This window comes from Nonomuraea roseoviolacea subsp. carminata (genome assembly GCF_024172185.1).
Taxonomy (GTDB): domain Bacteria; phylum Actinomycetota; class Actinomycetes; order Streptosporangiales; family Streptosporangiaceae; genus Nonomuraea; species Nonomuraea roseoviolacea.
Genome location: NZ_JAMZEC010000001.1, coordinates 3,613,657 through 3,630,920 on the forward strand (window position 1 = coordinate 3,613,657; position 17,264 = coordinate 3,630,920).

The 17,264-nt window shown below is 71.2% G+C and carries 17 protein-coding genes; 6 read left to right on the plus strand and 11 right to left on the minus strand.

Annotated elements, in window-relative coordinates; translation table 11 throughout:
• Nucleotides 1-57: 57 nt before the first annotated feature.
• Both HD595_RS16900 and HD595_RS16905 read left to right on the plus strand, forming a co-directional pair.
• Nucleotides 58-900: a hypothetical protein gene (locus HD595_RS16900; protein ID WP_253770147.1), complete on the plus strand. Its 843-nt coding sequence runs from the start codon at nt 58-60 to the stop codon at nt 898-900.
• Between the two features lie 103 nt (nt 901-1,003).
• Complete coding sequence (locus tag HD595_RS16905) at nt 1,004-2,206, plus strand: erythromycin esterase family protein (RefSeq protein WP_253770149.1); 1,203 nt, start codon at nt 1,004-1,006, stop codon at nt 2,204-2,206.
• Here the strand turns inward: HD595_RS16905 and HD595_RS16910 are convergent.
• Entirely contained in the window at nt 2,184-2,483 is a 300-nt protein-coding gene (locus HD595_RS16910) for a putative antibiotic biosynthesis monooxygenase (protein WP_253770151.1), read from the minus strand. The two genes, HD595_RS16905 and HD595_RS16910, sit on opposite strands and share 23 nt — an antisense overlap.
• A 127-nt stretch (nt 2,484-2,610) precedes the next feature.
• On the opposite strand from HD595_RS16910, the gene HD595_RS16915 reads away from it, so the two are divergent.
• Nucleotides 2,611-3,201 (plus strand): TetR/AcrR family transcriptional regulator, encoded by a 591-nt coding sequence (locus HD595_RS16915; RefSeq protein WP_253770153.1) that lies wholly within the window; start codon nt 2,611-2,613, stop codon nt 3,199-3,201.
• A 180-nt stretch (nt 3,202-3,381) separates the two neighbouring features.
• On the opposite strand, the gene lanL is transcribed toward HD595_RS16915, so the two are convergent.
• Nucleotides 3,382-5,946, minus strand: coding sequence for a class IV lanthionine synthetase LanL (gene lanL / locus HD595_RS16920; protein ID WP_253770155.1), 2,565 nt, complete (start codon nt 5,944-5,946; stop codon nt 3,382-3,384).
• Nucleotides 5,947-6,375: 429 nt separating this feature from the next.
• Nucleotides 6,376-7,260 carry a LysR family transcriptional regulator gene (locus HD595_RS16925; RefSeq protein ID WP_253770157.1) on the minus strand — a complete coding sequence of 295 codons (885 nt, stop codon included), beginning with the start codon at nt 7,258-7,260 and terminating at the stop codon, nt 6,376-6,378.
• A gap of 72 nt (nt 7,261-7,332) precedes the next feature.
• Between HD595_RS16925 and HD595_RS16930 the strand changes: the two genes are divergently transcribed.
• Together HD595_RS16930 and HD595_RS16935 are read left to right on the plus strand one after the other, a co-directional pair.
• Entirely contained in the window at nt 7,333-8,601 is a 1,269-nt protein-coding gene (locus HD595_RS16930) for an MFS transporter (RefSeq protein ID WP_253770159.1), read from the plus strand.
• Between the two features lie 32 nt (nt 8,602-8,633).
• Nucleotides 8,634-9,338 (plus strand): DUF6348 family protein, encoded by a 705-nt coding sequence (locus tag HD595_RS16935; protein ID WP_253770161.1) that lies wholly within the window; start codon nt 8,634-8,636, stop codon nt 9,336-9,338.
• 27 nt (nt 9,339-9,365) lie between these two features.
• Here the strand turns inward: HD595_RS16935 and HD595_RS16940 are convergent, their stop codons facing one another.
• The 7 genes from HD595_RS16940 to HD595_RS16970 form a co-directional block, all read right to left on the minus strand.
• Nucleotides 9,366-10,364 (minus strand): ABC transporter permease, encoded by a 999-nt coding sequence (locus HD595_RS16940; protein ID WP_253770164.1) that lies wholly within the window; start codon nt 10,362-10,364, stop codon nt 9,366-9,368.
• Entirely contained in the window at nt 10,361-11,848 is a 1,488-nt protein-coding gene (locus HD595_RS16945) for a sugar ABC transporter ATP-binding protein (protein WP_253770166.1), read from the minus strand. Before HD595_RS16945 ends, HD595_RS16940 begins: the two co-directional genes overlap by 4 nt.
• Entirely contained in the window at nt 11,845-12,813 is a 969-nt protein-coding gene (locus HD595_RS16950; RefSeq protein ID WP_253770168.1) for a sugar ABC transporter substrate-binding protein, read from the minus strand. Before HD595_RS16950 ends, HD595_RS16945 begins: the two co-directional genes overlap by 4 nt.
• Before the next feature lie 12 nt (nt 12,814-12,825).
• Entirely contained in the window at nt 12,826-13,194 is a 369-nt protein-coding gene (locus HD595_RS16955; protein ID WP_253770170.1) for an RbsD/FucU domain-containing protein, read from the minus strand.
• Nucleotides 13,184-14,185 (minus strand): ribokinase, encoded by a 1,002-nt coding sequence (locus HD595_RS16960; RefSeq protein ID WP_253770172.1) that lies wholly within the window; start codon nt 14,183-14,185, stop codon nt 13,184-13,186. The genes HD595_RS16955 and HD595_RS16960 overlap by 11 nt, the downstream gene beginning before the upstream one ends.
• A complete protein-coding gene (locus HD595_RS16965) occupies nt 14,178-15,203 on the minus strand; it encodes a LacI family DNA-binding transcriptional regulator (protein ID WP_253770174.1) in 1,026 nt (341 codons plus the stop codon). The genes HD595_RS16960 and HD595_RS16965 overlap by 8 nt, the downstream gene beginning before the upstream one ends.
• Nucleotides 15,204-15,466: 263 nt before the next feature.
• Nucleotides 15,467-15,808, minus strand: a complete 342-nt coding sequence (locus HD595_RS16970; RefSeq protein WP_253770176.1) for a hypothetical protein — start codon at nt 15,806-15,808, stop codon at nt 15,467-15,469.
• A 101-nt stretch (nt 15,809-15,909) separates the two neighbouring features.
• Here HD595_RS16970 and HD595_RS16975 point away from each other — a divergent pair, with 101 nt between their 5' ends.
• Nucleotides 15,910-16,350 carry a hypothetical protein gene (locus tag HD595_RS16975; protein WP_253770178.1) on the plus strand — a complete coding sequence of 147 codons (441 nt, stop codon included), beginning with the start codon at nt 15,910-15,912 and terminating at the stop codon, nt 16,348-16,350.
• 367 nt (nt 16,351-16,717) lie between these two features.
• On the opposite strand, the gene HD595_RS16980 is transcribed toward HD595_RS16975, so the two are convergent.
• Nucleotides 16,718-17,251 (minus strand): flavoprotein, encoded by a 534-nt coding sequence (locus HD595_RS16980; protein WP_253770180.1) that lies wholly within the window; start codon nt 17,249-17,251, stop codon nt 16,718-16,720.
• Nucleotides 17,252-17,264 lie beyond the last annotated feature (13 nt).

The window sequence follows — 17,264 nt, forward strand, 5'->3', positions numbered from 1 at the left end:
CCTTTTCGGCCGGAGGTTCTGTTTCGCATGTCCATTTTCGACAGAAGGAGCACACCCATGTTCATCGCAGCGAAGGCCGTCGCGGTCACCCTGCTCGTCGGCTCGTTCGGCGCCCTCACCTCGCCGGAGACGCAAGCCGCGTACGAGAAGAAGGCCGCCGTCGAGGAGACGCGGGTGGCCTGCATGAAGGAGCAGGGCCTGACCTACCTGGCCCAGCCGGTGGTGAAGCGCACGTGGCAGCCCGGGGAGCGGGAACGGCTCACCGGTGGGTACGAGGCGTTGCGCGCGTACCGGGCCAAGTACGGCTTCGGTGTCTGGTCCCCGCTCGTCTATCCGCGCGACGCGGTGGTCAACCCGGTGTCCGGCGAGAACCCGAACAACGGCAACATGATGGCGATGTCGCAGGACGAGCTGAAGAAGTGGCGCGCGGCCGACGACCGCTGCTTCGCCAAGGCCGCCGAGCAGCACCTGGGCAAGACCGTCACCTCCTACGACGGCTACCTCACCCAGCTCGACGCGGCGCTGGACGCGTCCCTGGCCCCGCTCGACAGGGACGAGCAGCTCACCCGGCTCGGCCGGCGGTTCGCCAAGTGCCTGGGGGTCAGCCAGGCCAAGCCCTCGGTCCTCGCCGAACTCGGCAGGACGCGGTACACGAAGCAGGCCAGTGAGGTCGCCAGGAAGAACTGGAAGGGCGAGCTGCCGAAGGCCCCCGAGGGCCGCACCATCATCCTGAAGCCGCAGCTGAAGCCCGCGGAGGCCAAGCCGTACCTCGACAAGGAGATCACGTCGGCCCTGAAGGACCTGGAGTGCGGGAAGTCCTTCTACGCCGCCTACTCGCCCAAGGCGTGGGCGGCGAAGGAGCGCGTGTACCAGGAGTTCGCCGTGGACTTCGCGCTCTGACCTGAGCCGGGCCCGGTATCCGTAACTTTGAGGGTCATCCCTTCATGTCGCGGCCGGATCGGCGAAAAGCCTCAACAGTCGGTTCAGAGATACCGTTGAGGGCATGGCCATCAGCGTCAAGGACGCCACTTGTGCCGTCGACGCCGCCACCGTCCTGAGGCTGTTCCCGGCCCGGCCGCGCCTGCTCGCCCTGGGTGAGCCCACCCACGGCGAGGACGCCCTGCTGGACCTGCGCAACGAGCTCTTCCGGCAGCTCGTCGAGCAGGAGGGCTACCGGACGATCGGGATCGAGAGCGACTGCGTGAGGGGCCTGCTCGTGGACGACTACGTCACCTCGGGCACGGGCACCCTGGACGAGGTCATGGAGCGCGGCTTCAGCCACGGATGGGGCGCGTCGGCGGCCAACCGGGAGCTCGTGCGCTGGATGCGCGCGTACAACGACGGCCGGTCCCCGTCCGAGCGGCTGCGCTTCGCCGGTTGCGACGGCCCGCTGGAGATGACCCACGCCGCGAGCCCCCGGCAGGCCCTCACCGCGCTCCACGGCCACCTCGCGGCCCATCTGGCGGCGGACCTGCTGCCCTGCACCGCGGACACCCTCGACCGCCTGCTCGGCGCCGACGACCGGTGGGCCGATCCCGCCGCGATCACGGACCCGTCCCGGTCCGTGGGGCGGTCGGCCGAGGCCAGGGAGCTGCTGCTGCTCGCCGACGACCTCGTGGCGCTGCTCGACGCGGAGACGCCGCACCTGATCGCGGCCTCCTCGCGGGACGACTGGGACCGGGCGCGCCTGTACGGGCGCGCCGCCACCGGCCTGCTGCGCTACCACTTCTGGCTGGCCGACACGTCACCGGGCCGCATGGCGCGGCTGCTGGGGCTGCGTAGTTCGATGATCGCGGCCAACCTGCTCGCCGTCGCGGAGCGGGGGCCGGCGCTGGTCCACGCCCACAACCTCCACTTCCAGCGGCACAGGAGCGCGATGCGGCTGGGCGACCTGCCGGTGGAGTGGTGGAGCGCCGGCGCGATCGTGCGGGCCCACCTGGGCCAGGAGTTCGCGTTCCTGGCCACGGCCGTCGGCACGATCTGGCACCAGGGGGTGGACACCCCGCCCGCGGACACCGTCGAAGGGCTCCTGTACGCGCTTCCGGAGGACCGCTGCGTCCTCGACGCCCGCCGGCTGGCCGCCGCCCTCGGCGACGCGCCGCCCCCGCCCCGGGTGTCCCCCTGGTACGGCTACTTCCCGCTCGACCCGGACCACCTGGCGGGAGGCGACGGGATCGTGTTCGTCAAGGACGTCCCCCGGAGCTGAGCCTCCGCCGCCACACCCTGGCGTGGGCCCGCAGCAGCACCGGCATCAGCAGGTACACGACCGTCGGCACGACGACGCCGGTGAGGATCAGCGTCCGCAGGGGCATCGGCAGGGGCGCGATCGCCCATCCGAGGAGTGACTGCACCACCATGATCATCGAGTAGACCGCCAGCCAGGTGAGCAGCGCCCGGTGGTGCACCGACGGCGGGGCGGGCGCGACGGCGGCGGACCTCGCGCGGGCTTCGGAGGTGGCGTTGGCAGCGTGTGCGACCGGCATGGCGATCCCCTCTCTGGGACGGGCGGGAGCTCTGGACGAGCCCCAACTCCAACCCGTTGGTTGGAGTTTGCCACACGCCCGCCCGAAACTCCAACCGCTCAGTTGGAGAATGCCGTATGCTGAGGTCATGGCATGGGACACCGCCCGAACCAGGCAGCTCCTCCTCGACGCCGCCGTCGAGGAGTTCGCCGAGCACGGCCCGCAGGGCGCCCGCGTCGACCGCGTCGCCGCGAAGGCGGGGGTGAACAAGGAACGCATCTACCAGTACTTCGGCAACAAGGACCAGCTCTTCGGCGCCGTCCTCACCCAGGAGCTCGAACGACTGGCCGCCGCCGTCCCCCTGGACGCCGCGCAGGCCGCCGACCTCGGCCAGTACGCCGGGCGGGTCTTCGACTACCACAGCTCCCACCCGCACCTGGTGCGCCTGCTGCACTGGGAGGGCCTGCACTCCGGCGACGCCGAGGTCCCCGCCGAGGCGGCGCGGACCGCCCACTACGCCGGCAAGGTCGCCGCGCTGGCCGCCGCCCAGCAGGAGGGCACCCTCACCCGGGTGCTTCCTCCGGCCGACCTCGTGTACGCGGTGATCGCCCTGGCCGGCTGGTGGTTCTCCACCCCGCAACTCGCCCGCATGATCCGGGCCGGCGCCCCGGACGACGGCCCCGCCGCCCGCCGGGAGGCGCTGATCCGCCTGGTCCGCGCGCTCGTCGCTGGGCGCTGACTGATCAATCGCCCACGATCAGTGCCATCGGTGGACGTGGCACCCCACACCGCCCACCGGTACTTCTCGCCGCAGCGGCGGCTCTTCAGGGGCCGCGCGGCCGCGTCAACGAAGGGCGGACGGGCCCGCCGAGGACCTGGGAGGACGCTCTCCGGAGGAGGAGAGTCTCATCGCCGGAGCTCAACCGACCGGCAGGCAGCCGGGGCCGCCGTACGCCAGCCGGCGGAAGAAGGTCACGACGCCGGTCAGCCCTTGCGCCCACGAGAGCGAGCGGGCGGGCGGGTCGTCGGGCGCGAAGAGGACGGGGTGGGTGGCCGAGCCGGCGCTTCGCAGCAGGAGATGGCCGGCCAGCTCGTACGCCGCCTCCCGATGACGCTCGGACTGGTCCAGATCGGCCAGGTCCAGCAGGTGGTTGCCGACGCCGGCCACGCCGCAGCACTGGCCGAGCGTGCTCAGGCGCGACATCCGGGCGACGCACACGTCGGCTCCCTGACGGGCGAGGTCGGCCAGGGACGGGTCGCCCAGCACCTTGCCCGCGTGCAGCAGGGTCGGCCCGATCCCGGCCAGGCCGCGGCACCACGACATGGTCATCGGTTCGGCCGCCGGGTCCGCCGCCTCGCGTACGAGGACCCGGGTGCGTTCGGCCAGGAGGCGGACCTGCTCCGCGGCGGCTTCGAGCACCCACGACTCGCCGGTCTCCTCGGCGAGGCCGAGCAGCAACGCGGCCGTGCCCGCCAGGCCGTGCGCGCGGCCGGCTGTCACGTCGGCCTCGCCCGGCCCGGAGGTGCGGGGCAGCGGTCGTTCCGCCGCGACGACACGCGCGCAGCGCCGCGCCGCCTCCAGGTCGGCCGGGTCGCCGGTGACCCGGTGGAAGTGCAGGTGCCCGAGGCCGGCGCCCGCCTCTCCGTCGGTCAGGTCGGCGGCCTCGGCCCGCCATTCCGGCGGCGGCAGGCTCCTGCCCGGCCAGCCGGTCGGGCTGATGCCGCAGGCGCCCGCTTCATGGAGGAACAGGTCCGTCCCGGTCACGCCGGTGAACAGGCCGGGCTGCGGGGTCAACGGCGCCGTGACGCGTACGGTGAAGTCCACCAGCTCGCGCAGCTTCCGCTCCGCGGCCGGCCGGTGCCGATGGTGCAGCAGCTCCAGGCCGATGCCCGCGCTGCCGCTGTAGACGCTCGCGTCGTTGGCGGCCTTCGTGTTGGCCGGAGCCTCCAGGACGGCGTCCACCAGACGGAGCAGGTCGCCCACGAGGTTGTCCAGCACCTCGGCGGCCACGTCCGCGGTGACCACGTCCGCGGTGACCACGGGCGGCGGCGACGACGTCAGGGCGACCGTCGGGCGCTCGTCCCCCGCCGCGAGCCGCCGTACCGCGGCACGCGCCCGCTCCTCGTCGCCGAGCAGGTCCACGACGGCGGACATCGTCGCCGACGGTGTCCGGCCGTGGTAGCGCGAGAGCGTCTGCAGCGCCCGCGTCCTCGGCAGCTCCGGATCGTCGCCCAGGGTCACCGGGTGAAGTGCCGTCGCCGCGTACGCCAAGGTCATGCCGAGCGCGTGGAGGTCGTCGGCGGCTCGCGGCGGCTCGCCGCGCACCTGCCGGGCGGGCGCGTAGCCGGGTGTCATACCGGACAGGTGCAGTCCGTCGTAGGAGGCGAGCCCGAAGTCGATGAGGCTGGCGCCGTCACCGATCACGACGTTGGCGGCCGACAGGTCGCGCATCATGACGCCACGTTCGTGGACCGCGCTGAGGATCCGGGCCAGCTCGCCCGCCAGCCGATCGAGGCTCCGCGCGCCCGCGCCCGCACCCGCACTGGGGCCCGTCCGGTAGGGGCCGTTCCGCCGGACGTCCTCGGCCAGGGTCAGCGGACCGCAGTCGGTGGTGACCAGGAACTCGTCGTCGCCGTACCGGAAGTGGTCGAGGAAGCGCGGCACGCCGGCGACCCCGTCGAGGGCTTCCAGGACGCGGCGCTCGTTGCGCAGCCGCAGCCGGCCGTCGTTGCCGTCGCCGTGCTCGGCGACGAAGGCGCGCGCCTGCTTGACGACCACCTGCCGGCCGGTCCGCTCGTCGATCGCGCGGTACACGTTGCCCTGGGCGGCCTCCCTGATCCCGACGACGACGCGATAGCGCCCGCTGAGCAGGAGGTCGTCGCGGGAGCGGGCGGGCTCGGGCCGGTCGGCGGCGGCGAACGGGTCCTCCACCCACGACGGCTGCCGGTAGGTGAGCCCGGCGGCCTCGTCGAACTCCTCGCCGGCGGGCCCGCGCAACCGGGTGATCGACTGCCCGCGCACGTCGGTGCTCCGCCGGGTGACGAACCCCCCGTACCGGTAGTACACCGGGGCGTCCGCCGACACTCTCCGGTCACTGAGGACGCGCGGCCCTTCGTGGCCGCGCAGTGTCCGGGCGAGCCGCAGCCCGATTTCACGGACGAGATTCTGGTCCGGATAGACAGTGAATGCCTTGCCGACGCTCTCCGGAACCGTCCGGCCGTCGTTCAGCTCGTGGAGCACCTGTCGCGAACGGGCCAGTTTGAACACACAGCCCTCGGCCATCAGGAAAGGGACGAGTTTCTCCACCAGCTCCGGAAAATTCGCGGCGCGGGAAGATACGTGTAACTTCCAGCCGTGTTCCGGTAAAACGGCTCCGTCTGGCCTGACAACCAGCCAGACAGAGCCGCCTGTCACCGTGTGTCGATCGCCGACGCAGCGCCTGACGACTTGTTCCACCCAGTCCTGGGAACCCGTCTCGCCCATGTTCTGCCAGCCCCCGTCCGGGTGAATTCCGCTACGTCCGGGCCGCGCCGACCCCGGTGATCAGCAGATTTTCGAGATACCAGGTCGCGTCACCGGGCAACGGTCCTGGTCGACCTGGCTCTCCCACCGCTGCTCGAACTCGACGACCGGCTCCATCACGTCGGTCCCGGCCACTCGGGGTTCCATCCTCAGAAGTGCCGACATTGTGTGTCCCTTCTGCCCATTACAGCCTGTCCGATATCAGCGCAATGCTAACAGTCGGGGGTGTTGTGTCAAGATCCCTTTCCTATGTGCGGCCTGACAGCGGCCGATGACCAAGCGTGGGATCGGAACGTTCCAGGTAGCCTGGAATGGCGATTCCCTAATGCACAAATTCGATATCCGCGACTGTGAGAAATCACATGACGCATGTTTTCTCTGGCCCGTCCCTCAGCGGGCCGGGCTCGCGTCCGAGGCGGGCTCCAGGCCGAGGCGGGCGGCCATGCCGGCGGCGGCGGCCGTCAGCCCGGCCGGCGCCGGACGGCGGGTCACCATGAACAGGGTGAGCCGGCCCGGGATCGCCATCGCCGAGATCTCCTCCCCCGGCTCGGCGTAGGAGACACCCATCCCACGGGGCACGACGACTGGGCAGCCGAGCAGCCGCCCCATCCGTACGGCGGTCTCCGCCGTCGCCGCCCGCCGCGGGCGCCCGCCCAGCTCGGAGACCCGCCGGTGCAGCGTGGCGGTGGAGGTGTCGTAGGTGTACGCGACCACGTCGAGCCCCGCGAACGGCCTGCGCCCCGAGCCGAGGCGCGCGCCCGCCGGGAGGAGGACGGCCAGCCGGTCGCGGGCCACGGGCAGCGCCGTCACCGTGGCGGGCAACCGCATCTGATTGGCGATCGCGACGAACGCCACGTCCAGCGACCCCTCGCCGACCCATTCGACCAGCCGGTCGCCGTGGTCGGCGACCTGGTGCACCGTCACCTCGCCCAGCAGGTCCTCCAGCGCCGGGAACACCCAGGGGGCGAGGCTGCCGAACGTGCCGGCCGTGAGGCTGCCCGCGCGGGCCGCCGCCCGGGTGCGATCGAAGATCGCCTCCAGGTGCTCCAGCACGTGGGCCGCCTCCGCGGCGAGCGCCCGGCCGGCCGGCGTCGGTCGCGCGCCGGTCGTGTCGCGGTCGAAGAGCCGTTCGCCGATCCGCCGCTCCAGCGCGGCCAGCCGGTTGCTGGCGGCGGGCTGGCTGACGAGCAGTTCGCGCCCGGCCGCGCCGAGCGAGCCGTGCCGGGCCAGCGCTTCGACAAGCCGCAGGTCCTCCACCGTGGGCAATGAGCTCATAAGACCACGTTATGAGCTCACGGGACAATCCACGATCTACCTCGAAAAATCGGCAGATTTCAGGATTGCTCCGTGACTCCCCGCCGTGACATCGCCGCCATGCTCCTGACCACGTTCCTCACCTGGATGGGACAGCGCACCACCGCCGTGGCGCTCCCTCTGGTCGCGCTCGCCGAGACCGGGTCTCCCTGGACCACCGGGCTCGTCGGTGGCGCCGTCGGGCTGCCCATGCTCACCTCGGCGTGGTGGGCGCGCGAACTGCGGCAACGGCTGACGACCGGCCGCGCCCTCGCCGGCGTGCTCGCCGTCCAGGTGGCCGGGCTGCTCGTCGTCCCGGTCGCCGCCGTTCTCGGCACCGTCGGCTCCGTCCACCTGGCCGCCACCGGCCTGATCACCGGTTGCGCGACCGCCGTGGGCGCACCCGCCCAGCGGGCGCTGCTCGCCGACATCTGCGACCGGCTGGGCGCGGGCGTCGCCGCCCGGATGCTCGCCTGGCAGGACTTCGCCCACCGGAGCACGATGATCCTGGCGCCGCCCCTGGCCGGCTGGGCGATCACCGCCAGCGGCCCGTTCCACCTGCTCTGGGCGGAGGCGGCGGGCGTCGGCCTCGGGGCGGCGGTCCTGCTGACAGTGGGAGGCGACGCGCCGGCCGCTCCCGGCGAAAGGGAGGTGACGGCCGCTCGCGGCGGTGGGAAGGCGGGCGCACCGACCACTGCGGAGGGCGGGGAGGCGGAGGCGCCGGCGCTCCGGCACGTCCTGGCCCGTCACCCCGAGATACGCCGCGCCGTGACCATGTCGGGCGTCGGCGGGCTCGTCTGGTTCGCCTTCACCCTCGGCCTGGCGATCCTCGGCGCCGAGACCGGCCGGCCCGGGCTGCTCATCTCGGCCGGCATGACCGGTTACGGCGCCGGCTCCCTCGTCGGCGCGCTTCTGGCGCCGGCGCTAGTCCCCCGGCTGCCGGCGCTGGCCACCATGGCCACCGGATGGATCATCCTCGGGACGGCCTTCGTCGCCCTGCCCGCGGTCACCTCGTCCCTGGCGCTGATCGCCTGCCTGGCCGCGGCCGGCGGCTTCGCCATGCCGCTCGGCATCGGGTCGATGAACCGGCTGATCACCGTGCGAATCGACGGCGCGGAACGGCGGGCCGCCTTCGCCGCCGAGAGCCTGGTGCACGACGGGGCGGTGTCCCTCGGCCTGCTCGCCGGAGGGGCGGTCATCGGCCTGGCCGGGGCGGGCCCGACGCTGGTCGTGGCGGGCGCCGCGCAGGTCGCCGTCGGGGTGCTCGCCGGCCCCTGGCTGGTCCGCGTCCCCGCTCGCGAGCCGGTACGGTCTGCTCTGTAACGATCATGATGAACGGCGGGAGAAGAGGCGCGATGAGCGAGGACCGGCTACCGGACGAGATCGTCCTGGGCATGATCGCCCAACAGTTGGCCGCGGCCATGGACCGGCCCTGGCACGTCACGGGAGACCTGGCCAGAGGACCCGGCAGCCTCGCCGTGACGCTCGGCGAGGACCACACCGGCCATCCCGGTCATATTGACATCAACTTCGTGCTCAATGTCGACCGGCCCGGCGACACCACGATCAGCGACTGCGCCACCGGATACGGCACGACGCCGGAGGAGACCGTGGGCCGCGCGATCGAGATCTGGCTCGGCACCACCGGCAGCGCCCTGCTCGAACTCCTCGCCCAGGACGGCTCCTTCGCCGGGCACTACGCCGCCGACGACCCCGACGGGTTCCCCGGCTGGCACATCATCCACGGCGGCATCACCGGCTGGGGCATCGGCGACGACTTCCAGGCCGTCCAGCACTGGGCCGCGGCCAACCCGCTCGCGCCGCATCTGGCCCCGGCGCTGGAGGGCTCGTTCGACCGGGACCATCTGATCGGCGTCAAGGCGTTCTTCGGCAGCGACGGGGACTCCGAGACCGCCGAGATCCGGGTGGACGGCATCCACCACGAGGCGGCCTCCGAGGTGCTGGCCGGCCTGCCGTGGCCCCGGCCGGCCGAGGGCATGTCGTACGCCCGGACGTTCCTCCTCCTCGTGCACCACGAAGGGCGTGACGCGACGGCGTGACGTGACGGCGTGACGACGTGACGGCGGTCAGGAGGCGACCGTCGCCGGCACGGGCTCCTTCGCCGGCTGGGTGACGGCCAGCTTGCGGGCCAGGCGCAGCCGGTACGCGTCCAGCACCACGGCGACCAGGATCACCAGCCCGGTGATGATCTGCCGCTCGAAGTCGGAGACGCCCATGAGCAGCAGCCCGTTGGTGAGCACGCCGAGCAGGCACGCCCCGAGGAACGTGCCGGCCATCGAGCCGCGCCCGCCCATCAGGCTCGCCCCGCCGATGACCACGGCGGCGATCGCGTTGAGCTCGTAGCCCTGACCCAGGATCGGGCTGGCGATGTTGAGCCGGGCCATGTACAGGACGGCCGCGATGCCCACGGTCAGACCGGCGATCATGAACGCGGCGATCTTGATGCGGGACGTCTTGTGGCCGGACAGGCGGACCGCTTCCTCGTTGTTGCCGGTGGCGTAGATCAGCCGTCCGAAGACCGTGCGCGACAGCACGAACCAGCCGATGCCCGCCAGCAGCAGCGCGACCCAGAACACCGCGGGGACGCCGAGCAGCGTGAGGGTGCCGAAGTCGTTGAGCGCGGCGGGCAGGTTGTAGATGGTGGCCGCGTCGGTGTACCGCTCGGCCGCGCCGCGGGCGACGTTGAGCATGGCCAGGGTGACGATGAACGACGGCACCCGCCACTGTTCCGACACGAACCCGTTGATCCAGCCGACCACGCCGCCGACCAGCACGCTCACCAGGATCGCGCCGAGCAGCGTCACGGCGGAGTGGGAGCCGGCCATCATCGTGCCCGACACGACCGCGCACAGCGCCATCGCCGAGCCGACCGACAGGTCGATGCCGCCGACCAGGATCACGAACGTCATGCCCACGGCGAGCACGGTGTTCAGGGTGATCTGGGTCATGATGTTGCGCAGGTTCTGCTCGGTCGCGAAGTTCGGTGCCGCGATGACGAAGAAGCCCGCGAGCACAACCAGGGCGACGCCGATGCCGGCCTCGCCGAGCACGAGCCTTTTGATCATTGTGTTTCACCGTTCTTGAGGTAGCCCGAGTAGGCGAGCGTGAGGATGTGCTCGGCGTCGAAGTCCGGCCTGGCGACCTCGCCGGCGATCCGGCCGCGGGAGAAGACCAGGATGCGGTCGCAGACGCCCATCAGCTCCGGCAGGTCCGAGGAGACGACGATCAGGGCCTTGCCCTCGGCGGCCAGGCCGAGCAGCAGTTCGTGGATCTCGTACTTGGCGCCGACGTCGATGCCGCGGGTGGGCTCGTCCACGATGAGGATGTCGGATCCGGCGTTGAGCCACTTGGCCAGCACGACCTTCTGCTGGTTGCCGCCCGACAGGGTGCGCACGTGCTGGCCGACGCCCGCCGAGCGCAGGTGCAGGCGCCGCCCGAGGTCCTCGGAGAGGGAACGTTCCTGGCCGAAGCGCAGCAGGAACCCGCGCAGCTTGGCGAGGGTGACGTTGGCGCTGATCGGCAGGTCGAGGACCAGGCCCTGCGACTTGCGGTCCTCGGTCAGCAGGCTGATGCCGTGCCGCACCGCGTCCTTGGGGTGCCGGATGTGCACCTTCTCGCCGTAAAGCTCGATATTTCCGGACAAGGCGGGGTCGGCGCCGAAGATCGCGCGCATCGCCTCCGTACGGCCCGAGCCGACCAGCCCGGCCAGCCCCACGACCTCGCCCCGCCGCACCGAGAAGGACAGCGGCCCCTCGAAGCCCGCGACCTTGAGCTCGCGCACCGCGATCGCCACCTCGCCCGGCGCGGTCGGCGGCTTGACCGGGTACTCCTGCGCCAGGTCCCGCCCCACCATCAGCCTGACCAGGTCGGGCGCGGTCACACCGGCCATCTCCCGGGTCTCGATGCTGCGCCCGTTGCGCAGCACGGTGACCCGGTCGGCCAGCTCCAGCACCTCCTGAAGGTGATGCGAGATGTACACGATCGCGACGCCGCGCTCACGCAGCCCGCGCAGGATGCCGAACAGGCGCCCCGCCTCACGCGAGGTGAGCGTGGCGGTCGGCTCGTCCATGATGAGCAGCTTGCAGTCGGTGGAGATCGCCTTGGCGATCTCCACGAGCTGCATCTGCGCGATGCCGAGCCGCTCGACCGGCGTGTCCGGCGCGACGTCCAGACCGACCTCGGCCAGCAGCCGCGCGGCGTCCGCGCGCAGCCGCTTCCGGTCGACGACCCCCGCCGTGCGCGGCAGCCCGCGCAGGAACAGGTTCTCCGCCACCGTGAGGTACGGCAGCAGCGCCAGCTCCTGGTGGACCACCGAGATCCCGGCGGCCAGACCGTCGGCCGCGCCGGCCGGGGTGTACGGCACGCCGTCGAACGTCATCGTGCCCGCGTCCGGCGCGTGGATCCCCGCCAGGGCCTTGACCAGCGTGGACTTGCCCGCGCCGTTCTCCCCCACCAGGGCGTGGATCTCGCCCGCGCGGATGTCGAGATCGACCCCGTCGAGCGCCACCACACCGGGGAAGCGCTTGACGAGGCCGGTGACCGTCATCATCCGAGGTTGTCCTTGGTGATGAGCTTGATCTCGGTCTTCTGCCAGCCGCTGAAGTTCTCGCCGCCGACCATCTTCATGGCGTAGTCGATGCCGTTGGCGGCCTGCTGCGCGCCGTACTGGTCGAGGGTGGCCACGACGCTGCCGTCCTTGACGTACTGCGCGATGGCCGGGATGTTGTCGAACGAGGCGACCTTGATCTGGCCCTTCTTGCCCTGCTCGTCGATCGCCTTCAGCGCGCCGAGCGCCATGTTGTCGTTGCCGGCGAGCACGCCCTTGATGTTCGGGTGGGCGGTGAGCATGTTGCTGAAGACGGTGTGCGCCTCGTTGGTCTCCCAGTGCGCCGTCTTGGAGTCGACGAGCTTGAGCCCGCCCTCCTTGATCGCGTCCTCGAAGCCGGCCTTGCGCTGGGCGGCGTTGGCGGCGCCCGGGTTGCCCTCCAGGATGACCACCTCGGCGTCCTTGCCGACGGCCTTGACCAGCTCCATGCCGGACTGCTTGGCGCCCTCGCGGTTGTCGGGGCCGACGAAGGGCACCTTGTCGCCGATGCCGGCGGCCTTCATCGCGCCTTCTTCGAGCTGGACGTCGATGTTGACCACCTTCACGCCCGCGTCGACGGCCCGCTTGAGCGGCGCCACCAGCGCCCGCGAGTCGGCGGGGGCGATCACGATCGCCTTGGCCTGCTGCGTCACGCACTTCTCGACCGCGGCGACCTGGTTGTCGATGTCGGTCTCGTTCTGGATGCCGACGACGCTGAGCGTGAGGTCGCCGCGCTTGGCCGCGTGCTCCTCCGCGCCCTTCTGCATCTGCTGAAAGAACTCGTTGGCCAGCGACTTCATCACCAGGCAGACGCCTGGCTTCTCACCCGGCTTGGGGGCGGCGGCCGGCTCGGCGGTGGTGCCGCCCTCCTTGCCGCAGGCGGTCAGCGCGAGGGCCAGACCGGCCACGGCGACGATCTTCTTGTTCATTCGGTGTCTCCTTCAGAAGGGAACGCCCGCTTGGAGGACGACGTTCGCGTACGGCGTCGCCTCACCGGTTCGCACGACCGCGCGGGCCCGGCCGGTGAGCTCCTTGAGCCGGGTGTGAGGGATTCGGTGATGGGTGAGCACGTCGTCGAGGAAGCCGGGCGGCGACTCCTCGGCGACGTAGGCGGTCTCGACGACGAGCTCGCCGAGCACCGCTTCCAGTACGGGGAGGAAGGCGGGTTCGCCCCGGCGCCAGACGAGGTCCACCGTCTCGACGCCGGGCGGAACGGGCAGGCCGGGGTCGGCCACCACGATGAGGTCGGTGTGTCCCGCCGCGGACAGGATCTGCAACAGGCGCGGATGCCAGAGGCCGTCATGACGCACGGGCGAGCAGCCTCTCCACCTGGTTGCCGGTCGGCATGGCGGTCTGGGCGCCGTGGGCGGTCGTCGCCAGCGCGCCGGCCGCGCAGGCCCGCCGTACCGCCTCGGCGAGCGGCAGGCCGGCCGCGTGGGCGAGCGCGAGCTGCGCGCAGAACGTGTCACCCGCACCGACCGCGTCGACCACGGGCACCTGGAACGACGGCACCTCGAAACCACCCCACGCGTCCCGGCCCCGCGCGCCGCGCCCGCCCAGCGTCACCACGGCGGCGCGCGGGCCGAGCGCGGTCAGCGCGGCGGGGTCGGCGCCGCCGCCGCACAGGGCGTCCGCTTCGCTCTCGTTGACGATCAGCAGGTCGACCAGGGGGAGCAGGTCGTGCAGGGCTTCCGTGTACGGGGCGGCGTTGAGGATCACCGGCACGCCGTGGGCCTGGGCCTGGCGCGCGGCGGCGAGACAGGTGGCGACCGGGATCTCCAGTTGGAGGAGCAGCGCGTCGGCGGTGGCGAGGCCCAGGCCGATACCGGGAGCTGTGGCGCTGAAGTCTTGGCCGGTGAGGTGGAACAGGCTGTTGGCGCCGGGGGCGACAGTGATCATGTTCTCGCCGCCGTCCTCGACGACGATCATCGCCATGCCCGTGGCGGCGGGCACCTGCCGTACCCCCGAGACGTCCACACCCTCACCCGCCACGGCGGCGAGCAGCTCGCGGCCCAGCGCGTCGTCGCCGACCTGGCCGACGAGACGCACGCGCGCGCCCAGCCGGGCGGCGGCCACCGCCTGGTTGGCGCCCTTGCCCCCGGCGGCCCGCACCACGGCGGCGCCCGCCACCGTCTCGCCCCTGCCCGGCAGGCGCGTCACGGGGACCGTCAGATCCATGTTGAGGCTGCCGACGACGACCAGCTCCAGCCCCCGCGCCGTCCCAGACGTCGCGCGCTCACGGATCGTCCCAGGCACCGGGTTCTCAAGCGCGAGCTCAGGGGACATCTCGATCTCAGGCATCGTCCAGCCCGCCCGCGGGGTCGGGGCAGCCGCAGGAGCCGCGCCTGATCAGCGTGGCCGACAGGACCACCCGCTCGCCGGCCGGCGAGTCACCGATCTGCGCCGCCAGCAGCTCCACCGCGCGCCTGCCCAGCTCCTCGATCGGCTGACGCATGGTGGTGAGCGCGGGCACGGTGTAGGAGGAGGCGGCGATGCCGTCGATCGAGCACAGCGCGACGTCGCCGGGAACGCTCAGCCCCAGCTCGGCCGCGGCGCGCATGACACCGATCGCCTGCTCGTCGCTGGTCACGAAGAGCGCGGTGGGCCGGTCCTCCCGCGACAGGAGCCGCCGGCCGCTGAGGTAGCCCTGCCGTCGTCCGTACGGGCCGTGGGCCGGCGGCATCGCGGCCGGGTCGAGACCGGCCTCGGTCAGCGCCCGCGACCAGCCGGCGACACGGTCGACGGTCGGGTGGATGTCCTTCGGCCCCGCCACGCAGCCGATGCGCCGATGCCCGTGCTCCAGCAGGTGGGTGGTCGCCTCGTACGCGCCGCCCTCGTTGTCGAGCAGCAGGTGGCTGGCCGGGGTGTCGTCGAGCTCACGGTCGAGCACGATGCACGGCACCCCGGAGGCGGCCAGCTGGGACCGCCAGGCGCGCGGGCCGTGGGCGGGAATCAGGATCAGCCCGTCCACCTGGCGGTCGATCAGGGTCCGCACGTAGGCGGCCTCGCGATCGTCGTCGTCCATCGCGTTGCCGAGCAGCACCGTCAGCCCGTGCTTGAACGCGACGTCCTCGATCTCACGGGCCAGCTCGGCGAAGAAGGGGTTGGCGTTGTCGGGGACGACGAGCCCGATCGTGTGCGTGCGGCTGGTGCGCAGCGAGCGCGCGACGGCGTTCGGCCGGTAGCCGAGCTCGTCGATCGCGCGCAGCACCCGTTCGCGGGTGTGCGGGGCGACGTTCCTCGGCCCGTTGTTGAGCACGTAGCTGACGACGGCCTCTGAGGTGCCGGCCAGCCGCGCCACATCGCGGCGTGTGACCACTACGCAAGTCCCATCTACTCGTGTTGACGCAGTATTCGGTCCGGCTTCCGCGAGAAGCAACACGTGTAGATGGGACGTTATGAAGGCGTTACGCAACGTTTCGAGGTGATCACGGATGGCGGGCCACGGCTGTGCGCCTACCCGCCGACGCGACCTGTCGCCTCGCGTTCCGCGTGGAGTCCGACCAGGTCAGGCGGGGATTCACGGGCACTCATGCAGCCTGGCGCCAGTTCTGTCCACAGCCTGTGGACAGAACTGGACCTCTACGCCGCCTTTTCGGGCACCTCTTCCACAAGTAGGGTCGAGATCAGCGCCCAAAGCAGGGCCATGAGCCCGACAACCGGCCAGTGCGGCAACCGCGCCAGCAGAGCCGCCACCGTGCTGAGCGGGATGGGCGCCACCGCGAACGCCATCATCAGCTTGAGCTCGGACGAGGAGCCGGAGGTCGGCCAGTGGAGGAGAAGCAGCAGCAAGGCCGCCACTACGGACCCCGCCACGATCGACCGCAACAAGAGACGCACAGCGTCATTGTGGCGGATCATGACGGACACGACGATGTCCGGGCGAATTGCTTTCCGCGTCCTCCTGATAATGTGACCGGTCACCTCAAATCCTGATGGAATACGGACTTGTTCTGAGGGTCACCGGCATGTGCGCAACCACGGATAATGGAACTATTGTCGGTGCCGCGCACTACGATCACCGCATGTTCGGATTGACCACGGTGGAATTGATTCTCCTCGTCCTCCTGCTGGCCATCCTCGTCATCGGGGCCAGCAGGTGGGTCGGACGGCGCAAGGTGGCGCGCATCTCTGTCGGCCTCGACCATTTGACTCCCGTCGACGTCCAGGTTCGAGCCCACGATCTCATCGAGGCGAACAGGTTCCGTGACGCCGTCGAGCTGATCCGCCAGGAATCCCAGGTATCCCAGCGGACCGCAGTCGAGGTCGCGCGGGTTCTGCGCGACGGCGGAGTCCTGCCGGGCCTCCCGACGATCGAGGAAGATGACCTGCCCACCAGGGTCCGCAAGCTGGTGGAGGATGGCAGGCGGAAAGAGGCTGTCTTCCTTGTACGCAGCACCGAGGACATGAGCCGGCCGGAAGCCGAGGAGTTCGTCGAATCCCTCTCGTCAGGACCGAACGTATAACCCGGAGCGATCGCCGCAGCTGAATTCTTCTCAGCCGCACCATTGTCGAAAGGCCATCTCCCTCGGCCTCTACCATCGCAGGCGTTTGCTCACCAGCCTGCATCCTCCCATGATGATGAGATGCGTCTGGAGGATGTTCCTATCGAGATCGCGACAGGCCGAGACAATGGAACAAGTGGATACCGTTCACCAACGGGGGCAGCAAGGCGTGGTGCTTCCCATCTCGCCCATCCACGACCCCGACAGCCCGTGATCTGAAGGAGCCGGTCCCGGCCCACTGGGCGGCCTGCGTGGTCGTAAGACGTCCGAGCGGAGCGAGGCCCTTTGTTCAGGGGCCGGGAGCAGCTGAGATGAGGGGAAGCAGGGATCAATCCGGCAAGCTTGCCAAGGCCAGCGACCACGGGTAGTCGTCGAAGTGTTCGGCCCCCGAACTCGGCGGGTGCGGCTCGAACTCGCCGGGGCCGAGCAGGACGCGTACGCCTTCGGCTCGAAGCGCCGCGACGCTGTGCCGGAACGGCGCACGCGACGCCAGAGCGGTGTTGACGAAGGGCAGGACGACGACGGGGATGCCGAGCCCGGGCGCCTCGGAGAGCAGGCCGAGGGCGTAGGTGTCGGCGATGCCCTGGGCGAACTTGTTGATGGTGTTGTAGGTCGCCGGAGCGACGATGATGGCGTCGGCGCGGGGCGACTTGGGCTCGTGGGGCTTGCGGTACTGGCTACGGACGGGGCGGCCGGTCTGTTTCTCCAGTTCGGGGACGTCGATGAAGTCGAGGGCCGAGGGGGTGGCGATGATCTGCACGGTCCAGCCGGCGTCCTGGGCGAGGGTGACGAGGCGGCCGGCGGCCGGGGCGGGGCCGGCGGCGCAGACGATGACGTAGAGGACCTTGCCTGGTCGGGTCACGCGATGACTCCCA